13 protein-coding genes, 2 tRNA genes and 1 pseudogene are annotated in these 13,742 nt (G+C 64.5%); 3 read left to right on the top strand and 13 right to left on the bottom strand.

Going from position 1 to position 13,742, the window contains the following annotated elements:
* Positions 1-346: 346 nt before the first annotated feature.
* Positions 347-550: a hypothetical protein gene (locus tag IRZ12_RS09690; RefSeq protein WP_296467797.1), complete on the top strand. Its 204-nt coding sequence runs from the start codon at positions 347-349 to the stop codon at positions 548-550.
* A gap of 122 nt (positions 551-672) precedes the next feature.
* Here IRZ12_RS09690 and IRZ12_RS09685 read toward each other — a convergent pair whose 3' ends face one another.
* The 4 genes from IRZ12_RS09685 to IRZ12_RS09670 all read right to left on the bottom strand — a co-directional run bounded on the left by IRZ12_RS09685 (position 673) and on the right by IRZ12_RS09670 (position 3,278).
* The gene (locus IRZ12_RS09685) at positions 673-933 is read right to left on the bottom strand and encodes a hypothetical protein (RefSeq protein ID WP_296467795.1); all 261 of its coding nucleotides are present in this window, start codon (positions 931-933) and stop codon (positions 673-675) included.
* 85 nt (positions 934-1,018) lie between these two features.
* The gene (locus IRZ12_RS09680; RefSeq protein WP_296467799.1) at positions 1,019-1,516 is read right to left on the bottom strand and encodes a DUF421 domain-containing protein; all 498 of its coding nucleotides are present in this window, start codon (positions 1,514-1,516) and stop codon (positions 1,019-1,021) included.
* Between the two features lie 114 nt (positions 1,517-1,630).
* A tRNA-Arg gene (locus IRZ12_RS09675) sits at positions 1,631-1,707 on the bottom strand.
* A gap of 65 nt (positions 1,708-1,772) precedes the next feature.
* A complete protein-coding gene (locus tag IRZ12_RS09670; RefSeq protein ID WP_296467793.1) occupies positions 1,773-3,278 on the bottom strand; it encodes an aldehyde dehydrogenase family protein in 1,506 nt (501 codons plus the stop codon).
* Positions 3,279-3,475: 197 nt separating this feature from the next.
* Here IRZ12_RS09670 and IRZ12_RS09665 point away from each other — a divergent pair, with 197 nt between their 5' ends.
* Positions 3,476-3,658, top strand: a complete 183-nt coding sequence (locus tag IRZ12_RS09665; protein ID WP_296467791.1) for a hypothetical protein — start codon at positions 3,476-3,478, stop codon at positions 3,656-3,658.
* 287 nt (positions 3,659-3,945) lie between these two features.
* Complete coding sequence (locus IRZ12_RS09660; protein WP_296467790.1) at positions 3,946-4,917, top strand: aromatic alcohol reductase; 972 nt, start codon at positions 3,946-3,948, stop codon at positions 4,915-4,917.
* An 81-nt stretch (positions 4,918-4,998) separates the two neighbouring features.
* Here IRZ12_RS09660 and IRZ12_RS09655 read toward each other — a convergent pair.
* The 9 genes and pseudogenes from IRZ12_RS09655 to pstC all read right to left on the bottom strand — a co-directional run bounded on the left by IRZ12_RS09655 (position 4,999) and on the right by pstC (position 13,596).
* Positions 4,999-5,075: transfer RNA gene (locus IRZ12_RS09655), tRNA-Pro, on the bottom strand.
* Complete coding sequence (gene pgaD, locus IRZ12_RS09650) at positions 5,066-5,653, bottom strand: poly-beta-1,6-N-acetyl-D-glucosamine biosynthesis protein PgaD (RefSeq protein WP_296467788.1); 588 nt, start codon at positions 5,651-5,653, stop codon at positions 5,066-5,068. Before pgaD ends, IRZ12_RS09655 begins: the two co-directional genes overlap by 10 nt.
* A complete protein-coding gene (pgaC, locus tag IRZ12_RS09645; protein WP_296467786.1) occupies positions 5,650-6,987 on the bottom strand; it encodes a poly-beta-1,6-N-acetyl-D-glucosamine synthase in 1,338 nt (445 codons plus the stop codon). Before pgaC ends, pgaD begins: the two co-directional genes overlap by 4 nt.
* Positions 6,984-8,996 carry a poly-beta-1,6-N-acetyl-D-glucosamine N-deacetylase PgaB gene (gene pgaB / locus IRZ12_RS09640; protein ID WP_296467784.1) on the bottom strand — a complete coding sequence of 671 codons (2,013 nt, stop codon included), beginning with the start codon at positions 8,994-8,996 and terminating at the stop codon, positions 6,984-6,986. Before pgaB ends, pgaC begins: the two co-directional genes overlap by 4 nt.
* Before the next feature lie 10 nt (positions 8,997-9,006).
* Positions 9,007-9,726 (bottom strand): annotated as a pseudogene (locus IRZ12_RS09635) (poly-beta-1,6 N-acetyl-D-glucosamine export porin PgaA); the annotation flags it as partial.
* 20 nt (positions 9,727-9,746) lie between these two features.
* Complete coding sequence (locus IRZ12_RS09630) at positions 9,747-10,511, bottom strand: hypothetical protein (protein WP_296467780.1); 765 nt, start codon at positions 10,509-10,511, stop codon at positions 9,747-9,749.
* A 384-nt stretch (positions 10,512-10,895) separates the two neighbouring features.
* The gene (gene pstB, locus IRZ12_RS09625) at positions 10,896-11,672 is read right to left on the bottom strand and encodes a phosphate ABC transporter ATP-binding protein PstB (RefSeq protein WP_296467778.1); all 777 of its coding nucleotides are present in this window, start codon (positions 11,670-11,672) and stop codon (positions 10,896-10,898) included.
* A gap of 31 nt (positions 11,673-11,703) precedes the next feature.
* Positions 11,704-12,561 carry a phosphate ABC transporter permease PstA gene (pstA, locus tag IRZ12_RS09620; RefSeq protein WP_296467776.1) on the bottom strand — a complete coding sequence of 286 codons (858 nt, stop codon included), beginning with the start codon at positions 12,559-12,561 and terminating at the stop codon, positions 11,704-11,706.
* Between the two features lie 9 nt (positions 12,562-12,570).
* The gene (gene pstC, locus IRZ12_RS09615) at positions 12,571-13,596 is read right to left on the bottom strand and encodes a phosphate ABC transporter permease subunit PstC (RefSeq protein ID WP_296467774.1); all 1,026 of its coding nucleotides are present in this window, start codon (positions 13,594-13,596) and stop codon (positions 12,571-12,573) included.
* Positions 13,597-13,742: the final 146 nt, after the last annotated feature.

The following is a 13,742-nucleotide window of genomic DNA, read 5'->3' as shown; positions in this document are numbered from 1 at the left end:
GCAGCACGCCAACCCGCGGGAAGAAATTACGCGGGCTGTGGGCCACAAAGTGGACAACGTCAACGAGTTTGCGCGGGTTAGCACCTAGGCCATCCTCCTTCCTCCCGCAGGTTATCTATGGTTTTCCCTAATAAGGAAAATACCTAAAAACATTTCTCGACCGTGCGGCCATGGTCTAGAAAAAATTACAAACCGCTCCTCCCATATTTACATGGCGGCCAGGAATAATCCCCTGCCACATTATGGTGGCCCGGGGGCACGCGTTTTGCCGAGATAAAGGGCGCGATTAATCATGACGCGTCGGCTCGGCGCATCGCCAGCCGGCCCATAATCGAGGAGATGATCCATGAATCAGCAAAACCGCCCCGGCCAGTCGGACCCAAAGCAGCAGCCGCAACACCAACAACAACCGGGCACGCCTCAACAGCCGCCCGGGCAGCAGCGTACGCAGCGGCCCGACGTGCAGACCAACCCGCCGGGGCAGCGCCAGCAAGAGCAGCAGCAACAGCGTGGTCAGCAAGCCGGCCAGCCCCAGAAACCCCAGCCCTGAGCATCCACCTGCCCCGGGCGCCGCACGCCGGGCGGGCCCGGGCCGCAATCCTGCCCCGGCAAGACGCCCTTCCTTGTCCGCCGCTGCGCGCCCGGCATCACATGGCCTTCCGGCGGGCCGCGCTAGCGGCCTTTCTCGAGCTGGTCGATATAGCGTTTGGCAACGCTTTCGGCGTATCGGTGCGCCTCGAACTCGGTACCGAATACTTGGTCGTCCCCCAGGTGCTGGTCGGGAGGCACGGGAAGAAAGCGGGCCGCGGGATCGAGCGAGACGGTCGCCCTGCCTTCGAATAACACCGTCATGCCGTCGCGGGGATGGTTGACGGGATGGGCCACGGTGCGGATGTAGTAGCCTTTGTAGTAATCACCTGCGCCTTCGGACATAGCCACCTCCTGCGAGACAACGTCTTTATCGCGTATGGCAAGCCGCGCCGGAAAAAAGTTCAACCGCGCTCGCCCCTGGGACCTGCTACCGCCCACCCGCCTTGTGCTTGATGACGCTGACCTTGCCGTCGGCCTCTAGATAAAGCACCTTGACCTCATCAATCGATTCCACGCCCTGCTGCCGGTACTTGGCTTCCAGCTCCTCGTCGGTGATCGACTCCCTACGCATATTGGCGCGCAGCATCTTTCCGTCACGTATGAGCATGACCTTCTTGGGATCGACGAACCGGCGTATGGCAGGGACGTGGAACGCCAATCGATCGAGCGCGACATTCCACGCCACCAAGGTTCCGACCAATATGGCCGCATCTGCAACGCTCTTGCCTTCGCCTGCCATGCCGTTCTGGGCAGCGTCGGCGACGATTACGATCAACAGAATGTCGGCAATGCCCATGGACCCAACGTCGCGCCGCACGACGAAGCGAAACAACAGAAAGAGCAGCCAGTACATGACCGAGCCGCGCACCAGGGTTTCCAGGGGCGATACAGAGAAAGCGAAAACGTCGGCCCAGTGTACGCTCAGCCCAGCCACGAGGACATCCCGAAGTCGAGAAGAGCAGCGATGGTGCAAAAACCAGGCCCGTCTCGAGACACACGAGGCCGCGAAGGGCGAGGGACGGGACGGCCGAAGAAAGGATGGCGCGGCGGACAGGAATCGAACCCGTAACCCCAGGCTTAGAAGGCCTGTGCTCTATCCAGTTGAGCTACCGCCGCCAGAGCGCGCAAGTTTACCACTGCCCCCGGCCGCCAAAGCCGTGCCGGGGGAATCATGTACCCAGCTAGCGATGCTGTTCCACCGCAGTGGTCGCCACCAGCCTGACTGCCGCCAGATCGGCGCCGGTCAGCACGCCGCCGCGCCCGAGCAGGCGGCCGTGCTCCCAATTCGAAAGCCCCAACTCGGGCTTGCCCAACGCATACTGGCCGTCCACCCAGCGCGTAAACCCGTCGCCGACGAACGGTGCGTCGATGCGCGCCCGGAAATGGGCATGGGCCTGCGGAGACTCCGCGATCAGGCTCGCGACGAAGCGGGGGCTATAGCGATTGAACAGATCGATGGCTTCGTCCACCGACTCGACCACCGTCACCGTGAGCTCGGGCGTCTCCTCCCATTCCCACTCCCGGCCAAGCTGGTCTTCCTGGAGCAGGCTGGCGTAGGGCTCTTCCCGGTCTCCCTCGGCGCGGCGCACGATCGTCTGGCGCGCAAACAGCCCGGCGGGCACATAGGGCTGGGCCGCGGGGGTAACGTGCAACCGGGGCGTGCCGCCCAATGCAGCGCCTGCCTCGTCGATGGCCTTCAGGAATCGCGGCATCAAGTCCTCGACGCGGCTGCGCACGATGCAGCAGACATTCAACGTATTGCACACCTTGCGATCGAGGGAGTAACGCACGGCGCGCTCGAACCGACCGGCGTCCGCCGACGGGTCCGCGACCATCCAAGCCCCACCCGTGCCGTGCGCACTGACCGGCACCCCGGCTTGGCGCGCCACGCTGCTCAGTTGCATCACCGCCGTCCCCGAACCTCGCGCCACCGCGAGCGCGAGCCGGCTGTCGCTGAACATGGCCCAACCTGCGGCGCGATCCTCGACGTCCACCAAGCTCACGGCGCCGGCCGGCAGGCCCGAAGCCTGGAGCGCCGGCCGCAGCGCATGCCGCACCAACGCCTCGGCAGTTCCCAATGCGTCGCTGCCGATTCGCAGCACAGCAGTGTTACCGCTCGCAAGCACTCCACATGCATCGACCAACACATTGGGCCGGCCTTCGAACACAAACCCCACCACGCCCAGCGGCACGCGCACGACTTCGACCTGCCAGTCGCCATGATCCACGCGATCTGCGACGCCGCGATCCTGCGCGGCATAAGCGGGCCAGACGCGCAAGCCGTCTATCATGCCGGCCCGCATTTTGTCCGACACCTTGAGCCGCGTCGTCGAACGGCCGCGCGCCACCGCGCGCCGCACGTCCTCATCGTTCGCGTCGGCGATCTGCTGCCATATGGCGTCGCTGGCCAAGGCGTCGGCGAACGCCTCATAGAAGCGGACCACTGCACCCGGCTCGGCCTGGGCCAAGGCCTCAAATGCACGGCGTGCCTCGCCCACGCGCGCCCGCACGACCTCGCTCACCTGAGCAGGGATGCGCAGCAAAGCGCCCGTTTCCTGCACCACCAGCAGCCGGTCTCCGGGACGGAAATCCCTTGCGAGGTCCTCCCCCACCCGGGTGTATCGGTTGCCACCGAACGGAATCATCATCCCCGGCTCCAAACGCTCCAGGGTCCCTTGCTCGCTCATGAAATTCTCCTTGGCCGCGATGTTCATCCGCCTCCGGGCAACGCCCATGGCCCGGGCGCGCGGCCGTATGGACCGATATTACCCCGGCCGCGAAGGCCGACCGCGCGCACCGGGGAACGTATATCATTGCTCCCGGCCAGCACCGCTGGCGTGATTTCCGAGGATCATCCGGCGCCGCCGGACAGCGAGGAATACTCATGGACGACATCTGGAAAGTCGTGGCAGCCCTGCTTTACGCCGTCGTCATCTGCGTGCCGGCGGGGCGAATACTCAAGCGCACCGGCCACGCTGGGTGGTGGGCGCTGCTCTTGCTCGTGCCCTTCGTCAACCTGGTGGCCTACTGGTTCTTTGCCTTCAAGAAATGGCCGAACGGGCAATGAACCTCCTGCGCCCGAACCTGGCCGAAGCGTTCTCCGACGCGGTCCAGTAAGCCTTCCCTGCCTGCCGTTCCCGGCGCTGCCTGGCAGCGTGCCGTTGCGTGTACGCTGCCGGCGGCAGTGCGCTGCGTGATTATTCGGGATCCTGCAATTCCAAAACCCGACAGCGCACCTATGTCGATGATGTCTACTACCGCAAACTTGCGGGGGCGACTTATGCGTTCGTCGATCGATCGCTGACAAGTGCCAAGAGTAGACCCCTCCTTTCCCTCTCATCAAGGAACATCGACATGCACACGGATGCAAAGGCTGCCGGCGCGAGTGCCCTGGCCAAGGACGTTGAACCAGACGCGACCAAAGTCGACCTGCGCGACATCTTGGTGCTCGGCGCTGGCCAGCTCGGCATGGCGGTCATAAGAGCGCTTGCTCCCCACGTACAAGCCGCCCGCGAACGGCTGACGGTGCTCGTGTCGCCGCAGACGGTCAACTCCGCGGACGACCCGACGCTCGCCGCCCTACGCAAGCTTGGCGTCGACGTGGTGGGCCAGGACCTCGTGGCGGACGAGCAAACGCTAACCAGCGTTTTCAAACGCTTCAGGACGGTCGTGAATTGCACGGGCTTCGTGGCCGGCCCGGGCACCCAATTGAAGATCACCCGCGCGGTATTCGCAGCAGGAGTGAAGCGGTACTTCCCGTGGCAGTTCGGTGTCGATTATGACGTCGTTGGCCGGGGCAGCGGACAACCTGTGTTCGACGAGCAGTACGAGGTTCGGGGATTGTTGCGTGGCCAGAGCCGTACCGAGTGGGTGATCGTCTCGACCGGCATGTTCACCAGTTTCCTGTTCGAGCCGTCGTTTGACGTCGTTGACCTCGAACGCCGGACGATCCATGGGCTCGGCAGTTGGGAGACGAAGGTCACGGTCACGACGCCGGAAGATATCGGAAAGCTCACCACGCACATACTGCTTGCCGAACCACGCATCGCCAACCAGGTCGTCTTCGTGGCGGGGGACACCCTTTCCTATGGAGAGCTCGCAGAGCGGGTCGAGCGCGTCACCGGTGTCTCGTTCGAAAAGACGGTATGGACCCTCGACAAGCTGCGCGCCGACCTGGCGGCCGCTCCCGATGACGTCATGACCCGTTACCGCGCGGCGTTCGCCCAGGGCGATGGCATGTGGTGGGACAAATCAAACACCTACAACGCACGCCATGGGATCGAGACCGTGGACGTGGAGGGCTACCTGCGCGCGCGGCTGGGCTGATATCTCACAGGCCTTGCTCAGGCGTGGGCCGCCAGGCAGCGCGAAGGCCTACAGGCAGGAAGCCGTCAGCCGGAGGTAGAGTGGTCGGGGCGGCGGGATTCGAACTCGCGACCCTCTGCTCCCAAAGCAGATGCGCTACCAGGCTGCGCTACGCCCCGATCGGCGACGATTGTACCTGAGTTTGAACTGCCTTCGCGCGGCTTGGGTCCCGGCCGGCGCCGGAATCGATGGGGATGGCCTCATCCCGGCGGCGAAATGCCGCGATGCGCCCCTCCGGCGTATGGTGCGCGACCACGATGCGGGCCCGCCTAAGCTCGGCGAGCTGCGCCGCTGCGATCCCGAAGTACTGCAGGAGCTGTTCGTCGCTCAGCGGAGGCGGATAGCGGCGCCGGCTCTCCCCCCGGAATCGCCACCAGTTGTAGCCGGCCCATCCGAATAGGATGAGGGCATTCACGATTGCGACGAGCGCGTAAATCAGCAGGGTGCGCATCGTAGGCAGCACCTCTTGCCAGAAAGGCACCGGGATGCCTGCCAAGCGTTCCTGCGCGAGGTTGACGATCCCGCGGCCGAACAAGATGATGAAAGCAACCCACGCAAGCGCGGTCAAGGCGACGTCCAGCCAATAGCGTGGGAGCGAGCGCCGTGTCCTGACGATCATGGTCGAGGCGTCGATGCGGGCCGGCAGCACGGCATGCCAGCCCGGTTTCGCCGGTGTGGTTTCAGCTGTCTTGCTCATGGATTCTCCCGTGCATGAATGCCCCGGTCGGGGCTCACCCAGCGCGCGCGCCGCCTCCTGGCCCGGAGCATCACCTTCGGGAAGCTGACGAGCGAGGTAAACAGGCTCAGCATCCAATAGGCCAAGGGGTACCAGATCACCCAATAAAGCGCCCTTGCCAGCCCGGGCTCATAACGGCGGTCGATGAAAAGGCTGACGGCGAACTGCGCCAGGCACGCCCCTGCCAGCACCAGTCCCGTGAAGGCGGGCGGAACCAAGGTCTCGATGTGGATATGCGCCGGTAACGCCACGAACTTGCCCAGAGCCCAGAGAATGATGGACATGGCGAATGCGAACGCCCAAAAGGTCGATAGACAGAACTCGAACACCAGCGGCCACAGGCGACGATGCCTCCAGCCCCAGATAGACTGGATGTTTTCCAGGAAGACCTCCGCCCCGCCCTGGGCCCAGCGCAGCCGCTGCCTCCACAATCCGCGGAAGGTTTCCGGCATCAAAATCCAGCACAGCGCGCGCGGCTCATAGAAGATGGACCAGTGGTCGCGCTGCAGCTTCCAGCTGATGTCAATGTCCTCCGTCACCATATCGAGGCCCCAGTACCCCGCGCGGTGCAAGGCCTGCCGCCGGAACGCAGCAACCACCCCTGATACGGTGAACACCTGTCCATAGACCCGCTGGGTGCGCTTGATCAGCCCGATGATGGAGGAAAACTCGCCCACCTGGACCTGGCCGATAAGCGTGGAGCGGGTCCGCACGCGCGGGTTGCCGGTCACGGCGCCGACGCGCGGATGAACGAGCATGGGATGCACGAGATAGGACACGGCGTCGGGATCGAGCATGGCATCCCCGTCGATGCACACCAGATACTCGCTGTTGGCCGCCAGCGCCCCCATGCGCAACGCCATCGCCTTGCCCTGGTTCTCGGCCAGGTGCACGACGCGAAGCCGCGGATGGCGGGAAGCAAGCTCGCCCAACATCTGCGCGGTTCCGTCCTGCGACCCGTCGTTGATGGCGATGACTTCTATGTTGGCGTAATTTTGGTTCAGCGCCGCAAGGATGGTCTGCTCACCATGCTCCGCCTCGTTAAAGCATGGAACTAGGATGCTCACCAGCGGGCGGCCGGGCAGCTCGGGCACGGCGCCCGGATCGTTCCAGCGCCACTGCCGCTCCCGGTGCCACCAGAAATACAGGCCGCCTGCCATCCAGACGCCCGCCATGAAGAGCGGATAGAAGAAAACGAAATCGAGCAGCACATCGCCGGCGAGCGCGACGGCGATGCCGAACGGCGACACGACCGCCGCCATCAAGACCAAGAAGGCCAGAATGCGATCGTTCATCGGTAGGGATACCAAGCGTTGGACAATGCAGGACGTATGACTTCCAGGCGCGGATGATCCTGGGCAAAGTCGTCGGGGTAGTACCCGAAATGCGGCGCGCCCCGGCGCTGGATGCGTTGCATCCAGCCCGCCAGCCGCGCCGGATCGACGGGGGCGTTGGACTTGCCCCAGTCGCGGCTCTGCAATTCGAAAATGGTCTTCTCGAGCGCACCGGGCCGCTTGGCGACCTCGTCGACCAGGCGGTCCAGCCACCGGTCGACCTGCGCCGCGGGCACTTTTTCCATGAGCGGCATGGCCATCGGCACGGTCCAGTTGTAAGCCGCGAGAAAGTCGTCGAGGTTCTGCGCGAACCAGGCCTCCGACTCCGGATGCAGGACCGGAGCAGCAAAGATGTTCCGTGCAGTCATGACCTGCGGGCCGCGGATGGCGCGCACGCGCGCCGCCAGCTCGGCGGTGAAGTCGATGAGGTAACGGCTCTTGAACCGCGTCCACCGCTGCAAGGTCCCGGCATCGGCGCGCAAGGCCGGGATCGAATCCGGCAGCCCTGCCGCGCGATAGATCGCAATCGCCGCTTCGCCCGCATCCTCGTCGTCCGCCAGGATCGCGTCGTCGTGAAAGAGGATGCCGTCGAATATCGCGTGATAGGCCAGGTCCTCGTAGAGCGCGCCGATCCGGGCCCGCACCTCGGGCGAGAACGGAGACAAGCGACGGTATTGCTTGGCGTCCACCACCGCCCCGTGCTCCGGCGACCACCTCGCCACCCTGGGCAACGCCGGGTCGAGATCGAAGGCAAGCACAGGCATCCAAGCGAACACCGCCACTTGGGCGCGCGTGCGCAATTGCCAGGCGGCCCGGCCGAAAAGGTCGGCGCGCACCGGCAACAGGCGGTTGGGGAAATAAACCGACCGCACCAGGCCGTCGCCGGCAGGATCCGCGAATGCCTGCAGGAACACGGCCGAGATCTGCATGTCGGCGATGCGCTGCACGAGCGCGCCGAGATTGCGCTCCATTTGCGCCGGATCAGGATCGTAGACGTAATCCAAGTCCACATGCGCGACGCGCATGTGCTTGACGTTCTGGATCCCTACGATGGCGTTGGCGACGTTCTCCGTGGAAGCTTCGCCCGACAGCAGCACGCGCGGCGTCGACATGAGGCGGTCAACCCGGCCCAGGCCGGCGTCTAGCGTCAACGCGAGCTCGTAGCCGTCCTCCGCGACGATCTTCAGGGCGGCGCCCTGCGCCGCGCCATAAGGCCACACCCACACTCGCGGCGCCTTGCCGGTGACGCGCCGGATTGTTTCGGTGATGCGGGAGACATCCCGGGCGATGCGCCCGGCGTACTGCCCGGGGCGCTCGTAGGTTCCGCTCGTGCCGTCATAGGTGAGTGCGGCTGCGGCCGGCAGTTCGCTGCCCTGGGGATTGGCGCGCACGCCGTGGTGCAAGTCGTCGGTATGTGCGCCGATCTCCACGAGGCCAGAGCGCGACATCTCCGCGACCTGTTCCCAAGTGAGGAACATCTCGCGTGGTACCGGCTCTCCGCCGAAGTTCACGTCCCGATCAGCGGGCGTGTCGATCCACGCGCCCACGGGGGCGAGCACGGCAGGCCAGCCGTAAGCCTTGAGTATCGGGAAAACGCGGGTATAAAAGCTGCGGTAGCCGTCGTCGAACGTCAGTAGCACCGCTCGTGGGGGCAAGGGCGGGCCGCCCCGATGCGCTTGCAGGACCTGATCGACCGAGACCGCGCGATAGCCGTTCTCGCGCAGCCAGGCCAATTGCTCGATGAACTGGTCGGTGCGCACCGAGACGTACTTCAGATTCGGCGTCCCGTCCTCGATATGGTGATAGGCCAACGCGAGCAGCCGGTCCTCAGGCCAAGGCAGCTCCGATGCCGCGACCGGGCGTTCTGCGGGCGGAACGAATCGGGGAATGTCCTTCGCGCAGCCGGCCAGGCAGGTGCATGCCGCAACCGCCATCGCGGCCAGCACCAGGCGAAAACGAACCACATGCATCGTCTTGCTCTCAGAACCGGTAAATCACATCGAACATGAGCCGCCACTCCCGCTCGCGCGTCCCGTCGTAGGGACGCGTCATGCCGACCAGCGTGGCGCCCGCCTCGAACACATCCCGGGTGCGGTAACGCTGCCCGTAGCTGACCACGCCCACCGCGCCGGAGCCGAAACCGCGCTGCGCATAGCTGCCCAGCGCGACGGAGGCACGTTGCTCCCAAACCGTCTCGTAGCGGCGGTAAAGAATATGGTTGACCGTCACTGACGGCAGGAACGTGAAATCGCGGCGCGGATTGAAGTAAGGTGCGTCGGTGCGCGTATTGCGCGACGCCGCCAGCTCCAGCCCCAGATCGACTTTCACGTGGGGGCTCGTATACAAGCGCTCGCTGCCCGCCAACACCACCGTCAGCCGATCATTGCCGTCGCTGAACCGGGCGGGCGCGAGGGACAGCCTCCACTCCCGGCGCTCGCTTTCGCGCCACCGCACATAGCCGAGCAACGAATTGGAGAAAATACCGTGGTGCAGGGCCCGCAGCGGCGTATCGCGCGACCGCAAGGCTGCCTCGCCGCCGAGCTGCCAATGGTCGTCGACGTCGTAGGCGAGCGAGACGCGGGCGCCTCGCCGGACGCCGAAGCCATAGTGATTGAGCGACAACTCTGCCTCGGCAGTGAGATCGCGCCCGCGCCACTCTGCCCCCGCGCGCACCCAACGATAATCGCCACGCCCCTCGAGGAACTTCCCCGTGGAGAATCCTACCCCGCCGAAAGCGCGCCAGTTGTAATGGCGCGGCGCAGGTAGAGATAGGCCGACGCCACGCTCGACAGGGCGTAGCCGGGCACCTTTACGCCTTCGTCACGCAGCGCCTCATATTCGGCCACCACGTCCTGCATGCGCACGCGCGCGTGCAAGGCCAGCAGGCGATCGACCCGGATCCGCCGGACGTCCTCCGCCGCCTCCGGTCCCAGCGCCCGCCAGGCCGACAGCAGCTCTTCGTAGCGGGCGAGCGCGCGGTCGGCAACGGCAAAGCGCTCGCTTTCACTGCGTGAAGGCAGGGATGCAAGCCGGGTCAACTCCGCGGCGACATCTCCCTCCAACCGACGCATCTGCGCCGGCGTCAGCAAGCCGGGATGCTGGCGCGCCAGCCTCAGTGCGGGTTCGGGCATGCCAGCGCGCTGCCAGGAGAGGATGCGCTCCCTGGTTACGTAAGGACGCTGGGGCGCCAATTCGTAGGCTTGCTCGACGGGGCCAAGCGCGGCATAGGGACCCTCGGCACGCAGGTCGGCGTAGGCGAGCACCAGATGGGCGTCGGGATCGCCTGCATTGCGGCGCACCAGCGCGCGGGCGCGCTCCAGGGCCTCCTCGGCGCGGCCGGCGTCGGCCAGGGTCATGATCTCGCCGTGCTCGAACGCTGCGACGCCCGGATAGCTCCTCACCCCTTGCCTGAACAAGGAGAGAGCCTCTTCCCAGCGCCGCTCGTCGCGCTGGGCCCGTGCCTCCCGCAACAGGGAGTGGTACACATCGCCCTGCGCATGGGCACACGGCAAGATGAGACAGAGTAAAGCCAACGATAGGCTAAACGTGTATCGACGCGGCCGGCTCAAGGGAGAGATGCGCAAGCGTTGCTCCCCCAGCGAAGTCGGACGCGACGCTTCGGGCAAGAACAACATGGACCGCCTTAAAGGATGAGCATCCGCGCGACCGGAGCACCTGCCGGTCGCCTTACCTTGACATGTGTGAAGGATCGATACGGCTTGAGCGGAACAGCGTTGCCCGCCAGGGACGCGCAGGCGCGAGCCGCCATCCTATCGAAGGCGGAATTCCACCATCGATCGAGCCTAGGGGCGAAGCGTTGTTGAGATTTGTTGACGATCAGGTTCAGGGCGCCGGCCTCCCGGCTCCACTCACCCGAACCGGCCGGTGATGTAGTCCTCGGTGGCCTTCTTGGTCGGCTTGATGAAAATTTGCTCGGTCGCGCCAAACTCGACCAGTTCGCCCAGGTACATGTAGGCGGTGTAGTCCGAGCAACGCGCCGCCTGCTGCATGTTGTGGGTGACGATGACCACCGTGTAATCGTTCTTCAGTTCGGCGATCAGCTCTTCGATCTTGGCGGTGGAGATGGGGTCCAGGGCGGAGCACGGCTCGTCGAGCAGGAGCACCTCGGGCTTGATGGCGATGCCGCGCGCGATGCACAGGCGCTGCTGTTGGCCGCCAGACAGGCTGTAGCCGCTCTGGCGCAGCTTGGTCTTGACCTCTTCCCACAATGCAGCCTTGGTCAGCGCCCATTCCACGCGCTCGTCCATTTCACCCTTGCTCAGGTTCTCGAACAGGCGCACTCCGAAGGCGATGTTGTCGTAAATGCTCATCGGGAAGGGCGTGGGCTTCTGGAAGACCATCCCCACCTTGGCGCGGATGAGCGAGATGTCCATCTTGGACGTCAGTAGATTCTCGCCATCCATGTTGATCTCTCCCTCGGCGCGCTGGTCCGGATAGAGCTCGAACATGCGGTTGAACGTGCGCAGCAACGTGGACTTGCCACATCCGGAAGGCCCGATGAATGCCGTGACTTTTTTTTCTGGGATGCGCATGTTGATGTTGCGCAGGGCATGGAACTTCCCATAGTAGAAGTTCAGGTTCTTGACCTCTAGCTTGGGGGCGGGAATGTTGGCAGCGTTTTCCATGACGGATCCAGTAAGGCGCGCAGCGTGCGTTTCAGGCGGCATGCTTGCGGAACAGCAGGCGGGCGACGATGTTGATGGCCAGCACGAGCAGCGTGATCAGCGCCGCGCCTGCCCAGGCCAGCCGCTGCCAGTCGGCGAACGGGCTCATCGCGAACTGGAAGATCGTGACCGGCAGGTTGGCCATGGGCGCGTTCATGTTGAACGACAGGAACTGGTTGTTCAGTGCGGTAAACAGCAGCGGCGCCGTCTCGCCGGAGATGCGCGCCACCGCGAGCAGCACGCCGGTGATGATGCCGGACCGTGCCGCGCGATAGCAGACCATGGTGATCATCTTCCACCGGGGGCACCCCAGGGCAATACAAGCTTCGCGCAAACTGTTCGGCACCAGTCTGAGCATGTCGTCGGTCGTGCGCACCACGACGGGAATAACGATGACCGCCAGGGCCAGCGTGCCTGCCCACCCGGAGAAATGCTGGAGGCGCGCGACGAACACGCTGTAGATGAAAAGCCCGATCACGATGGAGGGCGCGGACAGCAGCACGTCGTTGATGAAGCGCGTGGTGGGCGCGAGCCACCCGCGCCCGCCGTATTCTGCGAGATAGGTGCCCGCCAAGATGCCGATGGGGGTACCGATGAGCGTCCCCATGCCGGCCATCATGACGCTACCCACCAACGCGTTGAGCAGTCCTCCGTCCTCGCCGGGGGGCGGGGTAATCTGGGTGAATAGCGTGAGCGACATGGCCGCCGCGCCTTTGGTGAGCAGGGTCAGGATGATCCAGAACAACCAGAATAGGCCGAACACCAGCGCAGCGGCGGAAAACGCCAGCATCACCTTGTTGACCAGCCTGCGACGGCGGTAGACGGGGTTCTGCATGGAAATGACGGACATCTCGACTCCTCAGGTCCGGACCCCTTCGTTCTTCGCCAGGCGCATCAATAGCAGCTTCGAGCAGGCAAGCACGATAGTGGTGATGAGGAAGAGGATCAGGCCAAGTTCGATCAGCGCCGACAAATGCACCTCGTCCGAGGCTTCGGCGAATTCATTGGCCAGCGCCGAAGCGATCGAGTTGCCCGGCGCAAACAGCGAACCGGAAAGCCGGTAGGCATTGCCGATCACGAAGGTGACGGCCATGGTCTCGCCCAGCGCGCGCCCCAAGCCGAGCATGATGCCGCCGACGACCCCGACCTTGGTGAAGGGCAACACCACGCGGGAAACCACCTCCCAGGTGGTTGCACCGAGGCCGTAGGCCGACTCTTTCAGCATGGGAGGCACGAGCTCGAACACGTCGCGCATGACCGCCGTGATGAAGGGAACGATCATCACCGCCAGAATGATGCCCGCGGTGAATACGCCTATGCCGAAGGCCGGCCCCTGGAACAGGATGCCCGCTCCCGGAAGATGGCCCAACACGGCGATGAGAAACGGTTGGACGTATTGCTTGAACAGCGGCGCAAAAACGAACAGGCCCCACATGCCGTAGATGATGGAGGGAATGGCCGCCAGCATCTCGATGGCGGTGCCCAGCGGTCGGCGCAGCCAACCGGGAGCCAGTTCGGTGAGGAACAACGCGATGCCGAAAGACACCGGCACGGCGACCAGGAGCGCGATGGCCGAGGTGACCAGCGTGCCGACGATGGGCACCAGCGCGCCGTATTCATTGTTGACCGGATCCCATTCCGAGGACCATAGGAACGAAAAACCGTACTTCTCGAGGGTGAGCCGGCTACCCGCCACGAGCGAGATCAAGATGGCCGCCAACAGGCTCAGCACGGCAAACGCGAAAAACCGCGTCAGATGTTTGAACAACGCGTCCACGGTCGCGTTACGGTTTTTCTTCATCGCAGGCGTGTTCTCGGTAATGGCGGCTGCGGGGGACGATTTTCCCCGGATCACGCCCGCAATGTTATCAAGGACCGCGCTCATGCAAATTCCGGAAAGGGAGAAACGGATGAGGGGAACACCGGCGCAAGAAGCGGGGCGGGCGCTTGGAGCCCGCCCCGTTCTGCCGGGCATGCCCCTGTGTCTTTTAAAAAAATCCGAGCCCACGGGACGGAGCTAAAACACATATT

Origin of the sequence: Pigmentiphaga sp., from assembly GCF_019689535.1 — a bacterium.
GTDB lineage: Bacteria > Pseudomonadota > Gammaproteobacteria > Burkholderiales > Burkholderiaceae_B > Pigmentiphaga.
The sequence above is the reverse complement of the archived record's forward strand: the minus strand, read 5'-3'. Positions and strand labels throughout refer to the sequence as shown.